The following is a 17620-nucleotide window of genomic DNA, read 5'->3' as shown; positions in this document are numbered from 1 at the left end:
GCTCCGGCCTGCTGTTTTTCGTAGGGATGCTAAAACGGCTCGTTAAAAGATGCCGGCTTGTTGAACAGCAACGCTGCCAAGCTGATTATTTATTGATCGTCGTCCGTTTTGCTGCTGCCCTCATGACGGCGAGGATGCTGCATATGCGCTTCAGGATTATCGTCATCATCATGCGGAACCAACCTTGGATCGGTATGTCCCTGATGATGGTTATTAAAGAAGAGCTCGACCAGCTGCCATTCTGTCGTTCCAAGTGTGGGATCGGCCGGGAAAATATCTCCGCGTTCAAGCTGCTCCTCACGGCCCCATTCATTTCGGTAAGTACCCTTAACCTCAACCGGCTCGCCTGACATGGGATTCATCTCGTGATGGTTATTTGGATTGCTCATTGTGTCAACCAACCTTCCTATGCTTATAATCCGTGCTTCGGCACCGCTGCGCGATCGGCAACTGATTGCAGCTCACTGGCAGATTCTTTGCTGGCTTGGTTGCGGTCTGCTTTCGATTGCGCCTTGCTTGCCTTTTTCTGCAGATCGGATGGCTGTTCGCCTGACATGTGATCACCCTCCTGAGGAATTTATCGTTAGCTCTAACGAAACGGGCGTTTGCCGCCTTGGACAGCGTCAGCCGTTTACGCTTGTCTTCACAAGAAGATCTTCAACAGTGTGCCACAAAAGGAAGAAATGTATGAGTCCGGCTTAGAGGTTGAATGAGGCAAGCTTATAATAAACGAAGTCCGCATGAGGGACAAACCGAATCGCACTCTGTAACCGTTTCGTTACAAGCAGGGCATGGCTCGGAAAATGGTGCTGCGGAAGCTGCAGAGCCGCCCTCGGATTTGCTATCACCCTTGGCGGAGATTTGTTCCGACGGTTGACGAAGATGAGCAGGTGTGCCGAAGAGCGTCTCGACTATTTCCTTTAGATCCTTGTACCGGTCAGAATCGTCTGAAGCGAGTCTAACAAACAAAAACATGCCGGTGAGCAGCATGCCTGCAATGATAAGCACGATAGCGGTCGCGCCAACGTCGAACCAAGAAAATAAGGGCGGCGCCAGATGCGCCGCCCAGCCGTTCGATAACGTCTGATCTGTCATATATGCACACCTCACCCGTTCAACTGATAGCGAGACTCAAGCCGCTTGCCCCCGAACCACATAACCAGCACGGCGGTGATCGAGACAAAAATCCGCCAAGGCTCATCGACGAGATTGCCGATATCGAAGCTGATCAGCGAGATGCAAAATATCATAACCGCCTTGCCGAGCAGAGTAGCAAGCAGAAACGTGCGAAAAGGCACGTTGCTTAGGCCGGAGACGATCGTAATGATCACGGACGGCGTGAACGGGAAGCAAGCGAGCAGGAACATCGGCGTGAAGCCTTTGCGCTCGATCCAATTGAAAAACCGCTGCGATTTGGGAAAACGTTTCTCGAGCTTCCCCTTAACGTTGCGGCCAAGCTTGCGGCTTATCCAGAATACGGTTATGCTGCCTGCGGTTACACCGATCCATGAGAATAGAAAGCCGAAGCCAAGGCCGTATATGTTCGCATTAGCCGCAATGATAAGAAATAATGGAAGGAAAGGAAGAAACGATTCAATCATCGGCAGTATCATGCCGGGCAAAGGGCCCCACTGCGAGTAGCTTTGCAGCGTCCATTGAATCGAATCAAGATCCAGATGTTTTAGGTATTCCAGCCAATTGTGCCAATCATCCATAAATTTAACTCCGTTCTACTTATTTGTAGCTTTTTCATTTGCAGCGAACGCCCGGAAAGGGAACCATAAATAAAAAATTCCGATCATCCCAAACAGGACGGCGCTAATCCAGAAGACGGATGCCTCTCCGTTCCAAGCGGCCAGCAAACCGCCTGCAGCCGGACCGATCATGACCCCGATTCCTTCAACGGTGGATAATAGGCCCCAGCCAAGCCCCTCTTGTTTTGGCGGAACATAGGCGGCAAGCAGCGCATTCCACGCGGGTAAAATAGCGGAATAAGACAATCCAAGAGCAACCGCTATAAGTAAACAATACCAGAACGTCAGTCCTGAAGCCAGTATGTACAAGCCAAGCGCGAACACGCCGAAGCCGGCTGCGAGAAACCATTTCTTGCTGCCAAACATATCGGAAAGCTTGCCCATCGGAATGAGCCCGGCAGCAGCGCAAAGGCCTCCGGCCGTAAGGAGAATCGAGTACTGCGTACCTGATAATCCAAGCTCCTGCTCCGCGAAGCCCGGCAAAATCGGAACGAGCATGCTTGCGCCCGTCGTCTGCAAAATCATTCCCGGGAGCAATAGCCTCATCTGGCCGAGCTGTTCCTTAAGGATAGTCAGCTGCTTGCGAAGCGGCATTCGGTTTGGCGTATTAGCTCTCTCTTTGCTCATGAAGAACGTTAACAGGCATGCAGCGACGGACATGCTGACGAGCAGCTTGTACGTAAACGATACGCTGAAATCGAGCAAAATATTACAAACAATCGGGCCGCCGCCAATTCCAGCCATCCAAACGGTGTACAGCATTCCCATTTGGGTTGCGCGCTGCTGCTCGGTCACCTTCGTCAGGCAAGCGATCCAAATCGGCGACATGCCGATACCGTATAAGGCTGCAGCGCCGATGAACATCCATGGCAGCTCCGCAAATTGCAGCAAATAAACGCCGATAAGGGATATAATCAGCCCTGCTTGCACAACGATACGGATGGAAAAGCGGTCTAACAAATAGCCGATAGCTATTTTGAGCAGCGTGTCGGTTATATAGTGAGCAGAAATGGCCGCTCCGATAACATCGGGTGCGAGCCCTAATGTTTTGGCGCCATAAATAGGCAATAAACTGACGAGCACAGCGCCTCTTACAAATTCAACAACGAACAAAATAACGGAGATGAGGCGCATCTCCGCTCCAAACCAACCGTTCTGATTTGTACGCACGGACAGGCTCCTTATCTATTTATAGAGTCGATGCTTTCTCCATTATACGCAAATTGGATAAAATATCCAAAACTATGCTGTCCGCTGCCGTTTGCGAGGATTGAAGCTGCTTGATACAGAGTTTGCTAATAGTTAGACGTAACGGATCATGAATGAGTTTCAAGATTTGTTCCGTCAGCTCGTTCGCCTCATTGGCTATGATAGCTGCACCTTTGGATTCGAGATACAGCGCATTTTGCTTTTCTTGACCGGGAACAGGCCGGTAAATGAAGATAGGCAGCTCTGCAGCGATAGCTTCGGAGAGCGTGACGCCCCCTGGCTTGGTTATGAGGCAGTCAGAGAGCGCCATCAGCTCATGGATTTGTTCAATGAAGCCATATACATGCAGGCGCGATGCGCCTTTGTGGGCTTGGAATTGTTTTTCGATGGTGTCCTTCATGAGCAAATTGCGTCCGCATACGAGCGCGACTTGTACTTTATCATCGTTCAGCAGGCCGCTGCAGATTTGGGAAACGTCAGGCATAACGCCTTGCGCACCCGCCATGATAAGGACGACGGGTTGATCGGGCCTTAGCTTATAGCGCCCGTAGAGCTCGCTTGTGGCCGCAGAGGCACGGAATCCTCGCTTGAGCGGAATGCCGCTCACTTGGATATCACTATCCGGTATGCCGAGATGCGTAAGCTCAAGCTTCAAATCCTCGGTTGCGACGTAGTAGCGCTCAATGCTCGGATGCACCCAGCGGCGATGAAGGTCGAAGTCGGTGATAACGGCATAGGAGGGCGGGTGGTAGTCCTTGCGCCGCTTGAGCTCCGGCAGTGCGAAGCTCGGAAAGGTATGCACGACGATATCCGGCTGCTCTATTGCGATAATACGTCTGATTTTGTCTCTTCCAAAGGAATGAAGCAAGCCGCCAAACAACGAGTCATGCTTCATCTGCCTTGTGAAATCATACATCCAGCCGTAGAGCGAGGGCATATGCGTATAGCTTTTTAAGTAAAAGCGCCGTGTAACCTCATTCAGCCAAGGATGCGACTCCGCCATTAGATCTACCATAACGGTACGGTAATTGCCGCGTTCCTCGAGCGCTCCCTTAATCGCGCGGGCTACCTGCAGGTGACCCTCTCCGTAAGATGCGTACAAAATTAACATTTTCGGCTGTGGATTATTTTCGAATCGAATCATGGGTACACCTCCTGCCGATAGTTTAGCGGACTTTTGTCATGCGAACGTGAACGCAGTTTGGTTACTTTGTGTAATTTTTGTATAATGGATTCGTAATCCATCCTATTTCTAAGTTGAAGGAGCGATGATTAACGTGCAATACACGAAGTTGGGAAGATCTGGGCTGCGAGTCAGCCGATTATGTCTGGGTACGATGAATTTTGGCGTGGATACCGACGAGAGGGAATCATTTCGTATTTTAGATGCAGCTTTGGATGCAGGCATTAATTTTATCGATACCGCAAACATTTATGGATGGGGCGAAAATGCAGGACGTACGGAAGAAATCATCGGAAAATGGTTCCAAAAGGGCGGCGGCCGCCGCGAGCGCACCGTACTGGCTACTAAAGTATATGGCGATATGCATGATGCTCATGACGGCCCTAACCGCGATGCGGGCTTATCCGCTTATAAAATTCGCAGACATTTGGAGGGCTCGCTTAAGCGTCTTCAAACCGATCATATTGAGTTGTACCAAATGCATCACGTGGATCGCAGCGTCAACTGGAGCGAGCTGTGGGGGGCATTCGAGACCGCAGTATCGCAAGGCAAGATCGGCTACATAGGCTCAAGCAATTTTGCCGGCTGGGATATTGCGGTCGCGCAGGGTGAAGCGAAGGCAAGAGGCTCGATCGGGCTTGTGTCCGAGCAGCATAAATATAATTTGCTGTGCCGTTTGCCGGAGCTTGAGGTACTGCCGGCTTCGCAGGCATTAGGCCTTGGCGTTATTCCGTGGAGCCCGCTTGACGGCGGCTTGCTTGCGGGCAACCACCGCCGGAAGGACGGAGGCCGCCGCAGCGGCGATGCGAAACGGCTGGAGCAGCGCCGCGATCAATTGGATGCTTACGCGGCGTTCTGCGATGAGCTTGGCGAGCCGGAGGATCTTGTATCACTCGCATGGCTGCTTGCTAACCCGGCTGTAACGGCACCGATTATCGGCGTACGTACGCTGGATCAGTTTGAGCGCTCGCTTCGCGCAGTCGAGATCTCTTTGGACGAATCGGCGCTGAAGCGCATCGACGAAATATTCCCGGGTCCAGGGGGAGACGCGCCCCGCGCGTACGCCTGGTAAAACAAATCGCCCCGTTTCCAGTAATGGAAGCGGGGCGATTCTTATCACTCAAATCAACAAGTTAAACAGGACGGGGTCCTTATTCAGCTCAAGAAATTGAAAGCCCTTCTTGGTCATGCGATCAACGAGCGGATCGTAATCCTCCCGGTGTTTAAGCTCGATGCCAACTAATGCAGGGCCGTTGTCCTTGTTCGATTTCTTCGTATATTCGAAGCGGGTAATGTCATCATTTGGTCCGAGCACCTGATCGAGAAATTCCCGAAGCGCCCCGGCACGTTGAGGAAAGCTTACCATAAAGTAATGCTTATAGCCTTCATAGATAAGCGAGCGTTCTTTAATTTCCTGCATCCGGTCGACATCGTTGTTGCCTCCGCTCACGACGCAAATGACGGTCTTGCCTTGGATCTGATCGCGGTAGGCGTCAAGCGCGGCAATCGGCAGCGCGCCTGCCGGCTCGGCTACGATAGCATTCTCATTGTACAAATCCAGCATCGTTGTACACACTTTTCCTTCAGGTACGGCAATAACATCGTCCAGCAAATCTCTGCAAATTTCAAACGTCAAATCGCCGACCCGCTTAACAGCTGCGCCGTCTACGAATTTGTCGATCTGGTCAAGGGGCGTAACTTCACCCGCATCGAGCGAGGCTTTCAGCGACTTTGCGCCCTCCGGCTCAACGCCGATTACCTTCGTTGCGGGAGAGACGATTTTGACATAGGTGGAGACACCGGCAGCCAGGCCGCCGCCGCCGACGGTTACGAATACGAAGTCGGGTGCGGATTCAGCCGATTCCATAAATTCTTGGCCGATGGTTCCGTTTCCGGCGATGATTTTTGGATCGTCGAAGGGATGAATGAAGGCCATTCCGCTGCGGCCGCTTTCAGCGACCGCCTCCGCATAAGCATCATCGAAGGTGTCGCCTGTTAAGATGACCTCCACATAAGATCCGCCGAAGAAACTGACCTGCGATACCTTCTGGCGCGGAGTCGTGCTCGGCATGTAAATTTTGCCGGGGATTCCGAGCGTCCGGCAGGAGTAAGCTACGCCTTGCGCATGGTTGCCGGCGCTTGCGCATACAACGCCCTTGGCTATCGTCTCCGGCGCCAGGGAACGCATCAGATGATAGGCGCCGCGTATTTTGAACGAGCGAACAACTTGCAGATCCTCTCGTTTCAGCAGTACATTACAATTGTAACGCTCGGACAGCACGCGGTTATGCTGGAGCGGAGTACGCGTAATGACATCCTTTAAATGCATTTGCGCCTGAACGATTTCTTCAAGCCCGATGCGGTGTAACGGTATGTTGTTCGTGTTCATGGGTGACCATCCTTTCGGCTGTCCTAAATCAGCGGTTTTGATTATTTGATCATTATAGCACTATCATCGCGTGTTGACGTATTGGAAAATGGTTTAATACGATCTCATAGGGGGAGTAGTATGGTTAAAATGCTGAAAAGAATGCTGGCGGCACTCCTTGTTATGGTTTTGCTGCTTGGAGGCGCGCTCTGGTGGCTGCTGTCCTATATTGCGCCGGACGAGCAGCTTGACCTGCGCTATGCGCCAATAGATGTGAATGCGAAGGCGCTGGATATGGTCAAAAAATTAAAGACGGAGCTCGTCCTATCGGAAGCCGACATTAACGATTTGATTAAAAACCATTTGAACAGCAAATATGCAAGCCGGGGAGCCGGCGGGTCTTCTCTAGAGCTTGCGAAGGATCTCCGTCTGGACGGCGCCGTATTCGAGCTGGAAGAGGATAAGCTGGTTGCGCGAATGAACGTTACCTATATGGATCGTATTCCTGCCGAGCTGGATGCCGTATATTCGCTGGAGTGGCAGCCGCCGAACATTGCGCTTAGGCCGCAGTCGCTGTCCGTGAAGGAAATTGGTCTGCCGGTCGGCATGCTGGAGACGATTATTATACCGCTTGATTTGCCGGCGACGGATGTTGTGAGCGTAAGGGACGTCCAGTTCGAGAAAGATCAGCTTAGATTACGGTTCAAGCTGCAAATTGAGCTTCCGTTTTAATAGATGCGAAAACTAGCGAATAACGGCAGATTAAGGGAGAGCCCTTGATCTGCCATGCGCTTCATTTCAGATAACAGGAAAAGCTCCATCTATTTAAGAGAGAATGGGATGATGATCGAGTGAACAAATAAATGAATTAATGAATTGACATAACCGTTGAGAATAGTTATCATATATACGAAAGTGATAATCATTATCACTATAGGCAAATGAAAATACATATTCACACATATAGAAGGATGCAGGGCATAAGGGCTTGCATGACGGGATGGTCATAAGAACAAAAACAATATTTTCAGAAGGAGTGAGAGACATGCAGACGGAAACAAGCAAGCCTTGGAATTGGCTGCTCTTTCCTTTCTCATCGGTAAAGGCAGGACCGGACTGCTTGTTTGCGGCTTCAGTCGGCCACGGAATTTATCAAATCGATGCGGATGGCAGATGGGAGAAGCTCGATCAGGGGATGGGAGATCTGATCAACGTGAACCGGCTGCAGCTGCAGCATGAATTGCTGCATGCCTGCACGGACAACGGCTTATATGAATGGAATGGTGAAGCATGGGACAACGACGGCTTAACGATTCCATGCTATCAATACCGTAAAATCGGCGGAACCAGCTATGCAGCAACAGAATACGGACTCTGGTCCAAATCGGGCTCCAGATGGGAGCAGATCGCTTGCAACGATAAACGGGTATACGATTTTATTAACTTGCCTCAATATTTGATCATCGCGCATGACAGCGGGATCTCGCTATATGATCGCTTTATGGATGAGTGGGCTCATTTCGAGCTGGAAACAAGCGTTACGAGCTTAGCGGTGTTCAGAGGCCATTTGATCGGAACGAGCGATCAAGGGGAACTGCTCATCGGCGATAAGAAAGGCAGATTTGACCGGATCCGCTTCGGCAAGCCGTTTATTTTTTCCGTGCTGGTCCAGGGCAATGATATTTATGCGTGTACGGATCGCGGACTTTTCCAGCTCGCTTACATTCGCAATCAAGTCACACTGCTGTCGGTTAAGCTGGGCTGTCCGGTAACGGATATCGATATGCAGGGCGGCAGTCTATATATGGCAACGCTGTTTCAAGGCATTCAAACGGTTAACGTCTAAATAAATACAAAGCAGGAAGCGGAGGAATGACAGATGCCGAAAATACTTGTAGTGTATGCAAGCATGACGGGAAATACGGAAGAAATGGCAGAGGCCATTGCAGAAGGAGCAAAGGAAGCAGGAGCGGAGGTCGTTTCGAAGGAAGCCTTCGATGCGAGCGCGGATGAGCTTAATGATTATGAGGGCATCATCATTGGCGCGTACACATGGGGGGACGGCGAGCTGCCGGATGAGTTTATCGATTTCTTCGAAGCTATGGATTCGCTTGATCTAAGCGGCAAGAAAGCAGCCGTATTTGGTTCGGGAGACACGTCGTATCCGATTTTTTGCGGCGCGGTCGATACGATTGAAGCGAAGCTGAAGGAGCTTGGCGCGGCGATTGCGGGCGATTGCATCAAGTTTGAGTACAATCCGTCTGAGGATGAAAAAGAGCAAGGCAGAGGCTTAGGGCGTCAAATTGCGGGCCTTGCAGCGGTTGCCGGATAATTAAACGAGAAGGGCGGCCGGGTGCAATGGAGCAAATCCCAACGGTATTAAGAATTGAAGACTATAAGCTGGAGGAGCTGCTGCGCTGCCCCGAACAGTTCGCAAAAATGAAATCGGGCCGCAAGCGGGAGCGAGACGTAAACTGGCGGCAAATGGTCCAATTCGCGGCCAGCCACAGCATAAACGACTTTTATGGGCTTCCGGACGAGGCTCGAACGCAAGAAGCGATTGAGGCTTCTATTGAGCATTGGTGGACGAACCGCAATTATAAGTTTCATTCGGATGAGCATTATTTGCAAATGAAGCAGTTGGTTAAGGAGCATTTGACTGCTTTTTTGCTTGACGGCCCGTGTCCGGCCATGCCGATCGTTTTCTACGAGCAGATGACGACCTATGTGGATGAGCTTGATTTGGAAATATCGCAAATCTTTCATTTGATTTCAGCCGATAAAGAAGGCGCCGCTGATGATTATATCGTGCAGAAGCTTGCCGTCGATACGGACCGGGATTCGCTTGAGTTATTGTTCCATATGACTTCGGTATTTTGCATGAATGCCTTCGAGAAGCTTCCGTCCCGCATTGAAGTGCTGTCGCTTCTGACTGGCAGGAGAACGGTCTTTGTGCCAGACGAGGCGTCGCTCGAGCGTTCGTATGATTATATGTATTTAATCAAAAGCTTGCTGCCGGAGGCGGATGTGTTCAAGGCCAATCCCGGGTCGCCGGTACAGCTAGTGATGTAAAGTTGACTATGTCATAGTAGAGAGTGCATAGCCCCCAATTATTTTCCGGATGCGAAAATAGTGGGGGCTATGTTTTGTTGTAGACAAATGAAACGGTTTTCAAGTAACATGGGCAGTAGTCATTTTTGCATATTTACACATGGGGAAGCGGGTTTTGCTTCGCAAAACTATGGGATGCTTTCGAATTGGGTTTTGCTTCGCAAAACTAAGCATATGCTTTCGAAGTAAGTTTTGCTTCGCAAAACTTGTATAAGGAGAGATCAGGTTGTCAGAGGAGCTATTACTAACGTTTCGTTCACCGCCTTTGCCGTTTTTCATAGAATCAAACCGAATCACTTATCACGCAGGCGAGGAGCATCCGAACCGGACGAACCTTGGCGTATTTGATTTGTTGTTTGTAAATAAGGGAGCACTGCATGTAGCGGAGGATAACCGCCGTTGGACGCTCGGGCCGGGGGATGTGCTTATCTTGCGGCCGGACCGCTGGCATTATTCGACCCGTCCGTGCGAGGAGGAAACGGTGTTTGATTGGATTCATTTTCAGACGGTGGGCGCATGGGAGGAGACGGTCGGCAATCAAAGCGGTTCGCTGAGAGGCGACTATTATACCTATGCCATCCGTCTGCCGAAACAAATGAAGCTGACATATCCGGATGAAGCGAAGATCATCTTCTCACAGCTGCATGAAGCGGCCAAAAGCTCGTCGCACGGCGCTTTTTGGGATCGCCAGCAGCGGTTTTTGCATTTGCTGCAAATGCTGGATGAGGGCTGGCGTTCGGATGCCGCTAAAGCGGCCGTATCGGTAGCGGAGCGGGCAGCCGCCTATTTGAAGCTGAATTACCGCAGTCCCATCAGCAACACGATGCTGAGCGACGTGCTGCAGCTGCACACCAACTATATTACACGCTGTATGACCGAGGTGTTCGATTGCACCCCGCAGCAATATTTGCTTTATTACAGGCTCGACCAGGCCAAGCTGCTGCTCATCAAAACAGACTGGACGATTGCACGGGTTGCGGAGGATACCGGATTCCGGCAGACGCCTCATTTCTCGAGACTTTTTGCGGCGCATACGGGAATGCCTCCGCTGAAATTCCGTAAACGGTTTACGACGTAGTTTAGCAGCAAACCCATCCGTTCCGCAGTGATCTGCCCATTTCAGAAGCTGCAGGCTGGCGGGGTGGAGAGGAATAGTAAGACCAAATGTTCCGGCTCCTGCCGCTTAAGTAATTTTGATCAGCAGCGCTGCATAAAATATTTACTTTTAACAAAAACTGGATTCAACAACGTGAAAAGGGTGGTCGCGATGATTGAACGGTTTTCGTTAACGGCAGATATTGGCGATATAGTTGAAATGTTTCAGGTAAGCAAGGTAATCCGGGGGCATACGAACCGGTTTAAAGTAGCGCCGACACAGACGGTGTCGATCGTAATGAATGATCGTTTTGACCAAAGGACGATACAGGAGTCGAGATGGGGGTTATTCCCTTTTTGGGCCAAGGATGCGATAAACGCGGATCACACGACGCTGTCCGAGAAGCCTTTTCTAGAGCGGATGCTGCGGAGACAGAGATGTGTGCTGCCGTGCAGCGGTTTTTTTGGACAGAAGCAATTTGGGAAAGAGCGCGATCCCAGGGCGATGCACATCGTCGTTCCGAGTCAGCCGCTGTTCGGAATTGCAGGCATTTATGACTGCTGGAAAAATGTAAGCGGCAAAGAGGTGCGCGCCTTCACAATGATCACAGCCGCTTCGACAGGGGCGATGTCGGTTTGGCAGCCTCGGGTTCCGGTTATTTTGGACGAGGATGGTATGGAGGACTGGCTTAATCCGCGCATCACGGAATTTAGCGGACTGCGCAAGCATCTGGAAGCGATGGACTCCTATCTCATGCGTGCCTACCCGGTTACGAACGCGGTGCATGATGATTTGTACGATTCGCCTGATTGCATCCGTGAGATTCGTCCGGATTTTGCTTGAGGGAGCGTACCTGCATTTTAGAGCAAATATACGCTAGGCCGATAATTATAAGTAAAAAGCAGATTTTCCTGCTTTAAGGAAAATCTGCTTTTTGTCGTACTGTTATATCTCCGAATTAATTCAACCCAGCAGGACTTGTGCTTGAGATAGACTGAAACTTATTGAGGAAATGGATTGTGCGAGAAATTTTAGCCGAAGAAGGTTTGGAACAGTAAGTAGGCATTCAATCCAATAATGACAGCAGCTACTATCCATGCAATGATTTTGGTGTGCGGGCGGTTGACGAATACACCCATCTTGCTCTTATCGCTTGTGAATTGGATGAGCGGAACGACAGCAAAGGACAGTTGCAGCGACAAAATGACTTGGCTGAGAATGAGCAGATCCATTGTGCCGTCCGCTCCGGCTATGGCTGTCACGATAACAGCAGGCACAATCGCGATTAAGCGAGTAATCAATCTGCGAAGCCAAGGCTTCAGGCGAATGTTCAGGAAGCCTTCCATGACAATCTGGCCTGCGAGCGTTCCAGTTAGTGTTGAATTTTGCCCGGATGCGAGTAAAGCCACACCAAACAAGATGCTGCCCAGCGTCGTGCCAAGCGCAGGTGTCAGCAAGCGGTAAGCTTCGTTAATATCAGCGACATCGGTTTGACCGGATTGGTGAAAGGTCGCTGCTGCCAGAATTAGAATCGCTGCATTAATAAACAATGCGAAAAACAGCGCGATTGTGGAATCTGTCGTTGCATAACGGATTGCCTGTCTTTTGCCAAGCTCCGTCTGTTCAAACTGCCGTGTCTGTACAATAGAGGAGTGCAAATACAGATTATGCGGCATCACGGTAGCGCCCAGAATGCCAATCGCAATGTACAACATGGCAGGATTGGAGATCACTTCCGTACTGGGTACGAAGCCTCCGAAGATGCCAGCAATATCAGGTTGCGACATGAACATCTCGGCAGCAAAGCAACCGCCAATCGTCACAATAAGTAGAATGACGAGAATTTCGATATAGCGAAAGCCTTTATTTTGCAGGAATAGCACGACTAAGACATCCAGCGCCGTAATAATGACACCAGCAACCAGTGGAATGCCGAACAGCAAGTTGAGCGCAATGGCTGATCCGATGACTTCTGCCAGATCGCAAGCTGCAATCGCTGCCTCACACAGCAACCATAGAACCATGGCGACTGGTTTACTATAATGATCGCGGCAGGCCTGCGCCAAGTCCCGGCCTGTTACAATGCCAAGCTTGCCAGAGAGCGCCTGCAACAGAATGGCCATCAAATTTGAAATAAGGATGACAGATAACAAGGTGTATCCGAATTGTGAGCCTCCTGCAAGGTCTGTCGCCCAGTTGCCCGGATCCATATAACCTACGGCAACCATGTATCCGGGTCCCGCGAATGCAAGGAACTTACGGATGACTGAGCCTTTGCCCGGAACTTTCATCGATCTGAACACTTCAGGAAGCGAAGGTGCGTTTCTTTGGTGGCGCCAACCCTCTTCCTTGTTCGACGCTATATTTGAATCTTTATTAAGCATAATAGCACCTCATTTCAGTAAAACAACGTTGTGGGTTTGGAAAGTAGTTTTATGTACACGCAACTTTTGGGGTAATAAAATGACCAAAGTATTTGCTAATTTACATTGTACATGTGAAACTTTTTTTGTCTAGGGAAACTATTGAATCATGCGCTTAAGGAGAGCTGAGGGAGAGTAGATATGTCAGTTCTTACTGCTTGGATTTGAAGGCCGGTTAATGCTATAACAAAGACACTTGCAACCTGAGCCCCGGCAAAGGTAACGAATACCACAATTAGTATGGATAACAGTATTTTAATTATACGTCTTAGGATATAAACAAGTGAATCGAGGGGGATTATGTAACAACTTTACTTCACAGAATTCATGACCTTTTTTCAAAATGTCAAGACTCCCCCTGAAGGCGGTTGGCTTCTGTTATTTTTTTGGTGCGAAGAGAAAAATGCGCCCATACGAACGGCTATTTGCACAGCGGTTCGCATATGGGCGCAATCCCGATCAGGTTTCCTACGATAACGCAGACGGTATTGAGGTTATGAGCGAGTGCGTTGAAGTTCTGTCGTCAAAAGAGGCACAACCTCGAACAAATCGCCGACAATGCCGTAATCCGCGACGCCGAAAATAGGTGCGTCGGGGTCTTTGTTGATAGCGACGATGACGCGCGATTGGCTCATTCCGGCCAAATGCTGGATGGCGCCGCTGATGCCGCAGGCGATATAGAGCTGCGGGGTGACGACCTTGCCGGTTTGCCCGATTTGCAAGGCATAATCGCAATAGCCGGCGTCGCATGCGCCGCGCGAAGCACCGACCGCGCCGCCGAGCGCAGCAGCCATCGCTTGCAGCGGCTCGAAGCCTGCTGCGCTGCGCACGCCTCGACCGCCGGACACGACGATGTCGGCTTCGGCAAGGTCAAGCTGGCCGCCGGTTCGGCGCACAAGGCTGCGCACAGCGGTGTAAAGCGGCGGCACAGTGAACGGCAGAGTCAGGGCGGTGCCCGTGATGGCGGCGGCATCCTGCGGCTCGGCCGCCGGCAGGTTGTTCGGGCGCACCGTGATGACCCACGGATGGCCCGGCATGAAGCTGCGCCGCTCGAACGCCTTGCCGGCGTAGAGCGGGCGAATGAAGCCGACGTCGCCGCCATCGTCAGATGCTTCGATGGCGATGACGTCGGCTATGTGGCCGGCGCCATGGGCAGCGGCCACGCGGGGCGCGAGCTCGCGCCCCATAGCGGTGTGGCCGAGCAGAAGCGCGTCCGGCCTCACCGCAGCCATTGCCGCGCCCAGGACGGCGATGTACGCCTCGGGCGCGAAGGCGCGAAGGGAAGGATCGTCGGCGATATGTACGACGTCCGCACCCCGCGCGATGAGCGCGGCGGCTTCTTCCGCCGCGCCGCCGGAGCAGGCAAGAACGGCATGGACAGCTCCGTCCTTGCCTGCGAGCCGCCGTGCTGCGCCGAGTGCCTCCAGCGCCACCCGGCGGAGTGCGCCGTCCCGGCTTTCTGCAAATACGAGAATGGTTTTGGACATAGGATTCAGCTCCTCTCCCATAACTTTTACGATGCAATTAATCTCTACCTAAGCTGAATAAACTTCTTTCACATTTGTCTGCGCCTTCTCCAAGAGAGAGCTGTGTAGATGTGCGGAGCGAGGGGTTATTCTAAGCCATACCGCTCGCCTCACCCAAACGCCTCCATCAACGAAAGAGATGTGTAGTTGTACGAAGTGGGGGGTTATTCTAAGCCATACCGCTCACCTCACCCAAACGCCTCCATCAACGAAAGAGTTACGCAGCTGCACGTAGTAGGGGGTTAGTCAAACTAAGTAAACTTGCCGCTCCCACCCGCGTCTCCTCCAACGAAAGAGTTACATAGCTGCACGGAGTAAAGTCCTACGTCTGACATGCTTCTCTCAACATCAACTAATTTCATTTCATGGAACTAATTCGTCTCCCTTTTCTGGAGAGTGCGAATTAGTTCCATTTCGGGCAACTAAAAGGGCTGTTTTATCGCAGCATCATGAAAAAGGCAGATTTAGCTTCGCCCAATTGAACTAATGCAGCTAATCCGATGTACCGCCTTGTTTTAGCTTCGCTAAACCGAACTAAATACGCTAACCCCACCCAAACGCCTACCCCAACGAAAGAGTTACGCAGCTGCACGTAGTAGGGGGTTAGTCAAACTAAGTAAACTTGCCGCTCCCACCCGCGTCTCCTCCAACGAAAGAGTTACATAGCTGCACGGAGTAAGGTCCTACGTCTGACATGCTTCTCTCAACATCAACTAATTTCATTTCATGGAACTAATTCGTCTCCCTTTTCTGGAGAGTGCGAATTAGTTCCATTTCGGGCAACTAAAAGGGCTGTTTTATCGCAGCATCATGAAAAAGGCTGATTTAGCTTCGCCCAATTGAACTAATGCAGCTAATCCGATGTACCGCCTTGTTTTAGTTTTGCTAACCCGAACTAAATACGCTCACTTCAGCCACACGCCTCCACCAATGAAAGAGTTACGCAGCTGCACGTAGTAGGGGGTTAGTCAAACTAAGTAAACTTGCCTCGCCCAAACGCCTCCATCAACGAAAGAGTTACATAGCTGCTCGGAGTAAGGTCCTACGTCTGACATGCTTCTCTCAACATCAACTAATTTCATTTCATGGAACTAATTCGTCTCCCTTTTCTGGAGAGTGCGAATTAGTTCCATTTCGGGCAACTAAAAGGGCTGTTTTATCGCAGCCCCATGAAAAAGGCTGATTTAGCTTCGCCCAATTGAACTAATGCAGCTAATCCGATGTACCGCCTTGTTTTAGCTTCGCTAAACCGAACTAAATACGCTAACCCCACCCAATCGCCTCCACCAACGAAAGAGTTACGCAGCTGCACGTAGTAGGGGGTTAGTCAAACTAAGTAAACTTGCCTCGCCCACCCGCGTCTCCTCCAACGAAAGAGTTACATAGCTGCACGGAGTAAGGTCCTACGTCTGACATGCTTCTCTCAACATCAACTAATTTCATTTCATGGAACTAATTCGTCTCCCTTTTCTGGAGAGTGCGAATTAGTTCCATTTCGGGCAACTAAAAGGGCTGTTTTATCGCAGCATCATGAAAAAGGCTGATTTAGCTTCGCCCAATTGAACTAATGCAGCTAATCCGATGTACCGCCTTGTTTTAGCTTCGCTAAACCGAACTAAATACGCTAACCCCACCCAAACGCCTCCATCAACGAAAGAGCTGCATAGCTGCACGTAGTAGGGGGTTAGTCAAACTAAGTAAACTTGCCGCGCCCAAACGCCTCCATCAACGAAAGAGCTGCGCTGCATAGCTGCACGTAGTAGTGGGTTAGTCAAACTAAGTAAACTTGCCGCGCCCAAACGCCTCCACCAACGAAAGAGTTACATAGCTGCACGTAGTAGAGGGTTACTCAAACCAATACCTCTCACCTCACCCACGCGCCTACCCTAACCTTACAGAAGCTTGGCTTCCTCGCGCAGCAGTGAAATAAGCGCTGCCGCCTGCTCCGCCGGAGCGCCGGGGAGGCGTTTGCCAGCTGCGCGGGGCGGTGGCGGGAGCAGCTGCGTGCGTTCGGTGCGCGCCGAAATGCTCTCAGGTGCGAGCAAGCCGCTGCCGGTCAGCTCCTCAAGCGTCACCGTGCGCAGAGGCTTGCGCTTTGCTTTCATAATGCCCGGCAGCGAGGGATAACGCGGCTCGTTTAATCCCTGCTGTGCCGTAATGAGCGCAGGCAGCGGAATCGAAACGGTTTCCGTATCTCCTTCTACATCCCGCTCGACTAATGCGTAACGCTCGGCGCTCACAGCAGCAGGAGTGCTGAGCAGCCCAGCCGCAGGTAGGGAGCTTAGCTCGTCAGCAGTGACGATGGTAACCTTAACGGCGGAGGTCGCATGCGGCAAGCGAAGTTGCTGCGCGATCTGCAAAGCTACGCTTCCGGCACCGCTGTCTACCGCAAACAATCCCGCTAACAGCAGATCAGGGACAAGCGGCCCGATTACGGCAGCCAGCGCGGAAGCGACGGAGGCGCTGTCATCAGGCAAGACCGCGCTATCCAGCCGTATCGCCTCATCCGCTCCGATAGCCAGCGCGGTGCGGAGCGCCTCCTGCGACCGCTCGGGGCCGCAGGTAAGTGCGATTACCGTGCCTCCGAACTGCTCTCGCAGGCGAAGCGCTTCCTCCAGCGCATACTCGTCGTAAGGGTTAATGACAAATTTGGCATCTCTTTCATCGACGCCCGAAGGCGTTAAGACTATTTTTTCCTCGGTATCGAACGTTTGCTTGAGAAGCACCACTATTTTCAGCATAGAAGCTCCCTCACTTATTCCGATATTTTGTTCACTCTGTCCATCAGTGCTACGATATGTCGATTTGCGATGGAATAGACCGTGGGCATTCGCCTTCTGAGCGGCATGTTCAACGTAAAAAGCTCATATACATGAAGCACTGCGGCTATTTTTGTAAGCGCTTTAAGGCTTGTCCGACTACTTCGCGCATTGGTGCTTGGTTACATAAA

17 protein-coding genes are annotated in these 17620 nt (G+C 51.2%); 7 read left to right on the top strand and 10 right to left on the bottom strand.

Going from position 1 to position 17620, the window contains the following annotated elements; all coding sequences use genetic code 11:
• Window positions 1-89: 89 nt before the first annotated feature.
• The 6 genes from AC0YNZ_RS16575 to AC0YNZ_RS16550 form a co-directional block, all read right to left on the bottom strand.
• Complete coding sequence (locus tag AC0YNZ_RS16575; RefSeq protein WP_110770744.1) at window positions 90-389, bottom strand: transposase; 300 nt, start codon at window positions 387-389, stop codon at window positions 90-92.
• A 23-nt stretch (window positions 390-412) separates the two neighbouring features.
• Window positions 413-556 carry a hypothetical protein gene (locus AC0YNZ_RS16570; protein WP_181426078.1) on the bottom strand — a complete coding sequence of 48 codons (144 nt, stop codon included), beginning with the start codon at window positions 554-556 and terminating at the stop codon, window positions 413-415.
• 164 nt (window positions 557-720) lie between these two features.
• Window positions 721-1095 (bottom strand): zinc ribbon domain-containing protein, encoded by a 375-nt coding sequence (locus AC0YNZ_RS16565; protein WP_475827660.1) that lies wholly within the window; start codon window positions 1093-1095, stop codon window positions 721-723.
• Between the two features lie 11 nt (window positions 1096-1106).
• On the bottom strand, window positions 1107-1715 hold the full coding sequence (locus AC0YNZ_RS16560; RefSeq protein ID WP_475827659.1) for a TVP38/TMEM64 family protein: 609 nt from the start codon (window positions 1713-1715) through the stop codon (window positions 1107-1109).
• A 15-nt stretch (window positions 1716-1730) separates the two neighbouring features.
• Window positions 1731-2924 (bottom strand): MFS transporter, encoded by a 1194-nt coding sequence (locus AC0YNZ_RS16555; protein ID WP_475827658.1) that lies wholly within the window; start codon window positions 2922-2924, stop codon window positions 1731-1733.
• Window positions 2925-2943: 19 nt separating this feature from the next.
• Complete coding sequence (locus AC0YNZ_RS16550) at window positions 2944-4107, bottom strand: diglucosyl diacylglycerol synthase (protein WP_475827657.1); 1164 nt, start codon at window positions 4105-4107, stop codon at window positions 2944-2946.
• A 133-nt stretch (window positions 4108-4240) separates the two neighbouring features.
• On the opposite strand from AC0YNZ_RS16550, the gene AC0YNZ_RS16545 reads away from it, so the two are divergent.
• Window positions 4241-5218: an aldo/keto reductase gene (locus AC0YNZ_RS16545; protein ID WP_475827656.1), complete on the top strand. Its 978-nt coding sequence runs from the start codon at window positions 4241-4243 to the stop codon at window positions 5216-5218.
• Window positions 5219-5266: 48 nt separating this feature from the next.
• Here the strand turns inward: AC0YNZ_RS16545 and ilvA are convergent, their stop codons facing one another.
• Window positions 5267-6535: a threonine ammonia-lyase IlvA gene (gene ilvA, locus AC0YNZ_RS16540; protein ID WP_475827655.1), complete on the bottom strand. Its 1269-nt coding sequence runs from the start codon at window positions 6533-6535 to the stop codon at window positions 5267-5269.
• Window positions 6536-6655: 120 nt separating this feature from the next.
• Here ilvA and AC0YNZ_RS16535 point away from each other — a divergent pair, with 120 nt between their 5' ends.
• From AC0YNZ_RS16535 to AC0YNZ_RS16510, 6 genes are all read left to right on the top strand, one after another.
• Window positions 6656-7246: a hypothetical protein gene (locus AC0YNZ_RS16535; protein WP_475827654.1), complete on the top strand. Its 591-nt coding sequence runs from the start codon at window positions 6656-6658 to the stop codon at window positions 7244-7246.
• A gap of 313 nt (window positions 7247-7559) precedes the next feature.
• Window positions 7560-8360, top strand: a complete 801-nt coding sequence (locus AC0YNZ_RS16530; protein WP_475827653.1) for a hypothetical protein — start codon at window positions 7560-7562, stop codon at window positions 8358-8360.
• A 33-nt stretch (window positions 8361-8393) separates the two neighbouring features.
• Window positions 8394-8846 (top strand): flavodoxin, encoded by a 453-nt coding sequence (locus AC0YNZ_RS16525; RefSeq protein WP_475827652.1) that lies wholly within the window; start codon window positions 8394-8396, stop codon window positions 8844-8846.
• Window positions 8847-8872: 26 nt separating this feature from the next.
• The gene (locus AC0YNZ_RS16520; RefSeq protein ID WP_475827651.1) at window positions 8873-9586 is read left to right on the top strand and encodes a hypothetical protein; all 714 of its coding nucleotides are present in this window, start codon (window positions 8873-8875) and stop codon (window positions 9584-9586) included.
• A gap of 265 nt (window positions 9587-9851) precedes the next feature.
• A complete protein-coding gene (locus AC0YNZ_RS16515; RefSeq protein WP_475827650.1) occupies window positions 9852-10703 on the top strand; it encodes an AraC family transcriptional regulator in 852 nt (283 codons plus the stop codon).
• 189 nt (window positions 10704-10892) lie between these two features.
• Complete coding sequence (locus AC0YNZ_RS16510) at window positions 10893-11564, top strand: SOS response-associated peptidase (RefSeq protein ID WP_110770735.1); 672 nt, start codon at window positions 10893-10895, stop codon at window positions 11562-11564.
• A gap of 188 nt (window positions 11565-11752) precedes the next feature.
• Here the strand turns inward: AC0YNZ_RS16510 and AC0YNZ_RS16505 are convergent, their stop codons facing one another.
• From AC0YNZ_RS16505 to AC0YNZ_RS16495, 3 genes are all read right to left on the bottom strand, one after another.
• Window positions 11753-13105 (bottom strand): Nramp family divalent metal transporter, encoded by a 1353-nt coding sequence (locus AC0YNZ_RS16505; protein WP_475827649.1) that lies wholly within the window; start codon window positions 13103-13105, stop codon window positions 11753-11755.
• A 533-nt stretch (window positions 13106-13638) separates the two neighbouring features.
• Window positions 13639-14631 carry an electron transfer flavoprotein subunit alpha/FixB family protein gene (locus tag AC0YNZ_RS16500; protein ID WP_475827648.1) on the bottom strand — a complete coding sequence of 331 codons (993 nt, stop codon included), beginning with the start codon at window positions 14629-14631 and terminating at the stop codon, window positions 13639-13641.
• A 1931-nt stretch (window positions 14632-16562) separates the two neighbouring features.
• The gene (locus AC0YNZ_RS16495; RefSeq protein ID WP_475827789.1) at window positions 16563-17408 is read right to left on the bottom strand and encodes an electron transfer flavoprotein subunit beta/FixA family protein; all 846 of its coding nucleotides are present in this window, start codon (window positions 17406-17408) and stop codon (window positions 16563-16565) included.
• Window positions 17409-17620 lie beyond the last annotated feature (212 nt).

Source organism: Paenibacillus sp. J2L1-98, assembly GCF_056269405.1.
This window is presented reverse-complemented; position numbering and strand designations above follow the sequence as displayed.

Excerpts from the sequence above, each read along its gene's own strand:
- AC0YNZ_RS16570 (WP_181426078.1), bottom strand. The coding sequence starts at position 556 with ATGTCAGGCGAACAGCCATCCGATCTGCAGAAAAAGGCAAGCAAGGCG.
- ilvA (WP_475827655.1), bottom strand. The coding sequence starts at position 6,535 with ATGAACACGAACAACATACCGTTACACCGCATCGGGCTTGAAGAAATC.
- AC0YNZ_RS16500 (WP_475827648.1), bottom strand. The coding sequence starts at position 14,631 with ATGTCCAAAACCATTCTCGTATTTGCAGAAAGCCGGGACGGCGCACTC.
- AC0YNZ_RS16550 (WP_475827657.1), bottom strand. The coding sequence starts at position 4,107 with ATGATTCGATTCGAAAATAATCCACAGCCGAAAATGTTAATTTTGTAC.
- AC0YNZ_RS16565 (WP_475827660.1), bottom strand. The coding sequence starts at position 1,095 with ATGACAGATCAGACGTTATCGAACGGCTGGGCGGCGCATCTGGCGCCG.
- AC0YNZ_RS16505 (WP_475827649.1), bottom strand. The coding sequence starts at position 13,105 with ATGCTTAATAAAGATTCAAATATAGCGTCGAACAAGGAAGAGGGTTGG.
- AC0YNZ_RS16575 (WP_110770744.1), bottom strand. The coding sequence starts at position 389 with ATGAGCAATCCAAATAACCATCACGAGATGAATCCCATGTCAGGCGAG.
- AC0YNZ_RS16560 (WP_475827659.1), bottom strand. The coding sequence starts at position 1,715 with ATGGATGATTGGCACAATTGGCTGGAATACCTAAAACATCTGGATCTT.
- AC0YNZ_RS16510 (WP_110770735.1), top strand. The coding sequence starts at position 10,893 with ATGATTGAACGGTTTTCGTTAACGGCAGATATTGGCGATATAGTTGAA.
- AC0YNZ_RS16525 (WP_475827652.1), top strand. The coding sequence starts at position 8,394 with ATGCCGAAAATACTTGTAGTGTATGCAAGCATGACGGGAAATACGGAA.
- AC0YNZ_RS16520 (WP_475827651.1), top strand. The coding sequence starts at position 8,873 with ATGGAGCAAATCCCAACGGTATTAAGAATTGAAGACTATAAGCTGGAG.
- AC0YNZ_RS16535 (WP_475827654.1), top strand. The coding sequence starts at position 6,656 with ATGGTTAAAATGCTGAAAAGAATGCTGGCGGCACTCCTTGTTATGGTT.
- AC0YNZ_RS16530 (WP_475827653.1), top strand. The coding sequence starts at position 7,560 with ATGCAGACGGAAACAAGCAAGCCTTGGAATTGGCTGCTCTTTCCTTTC.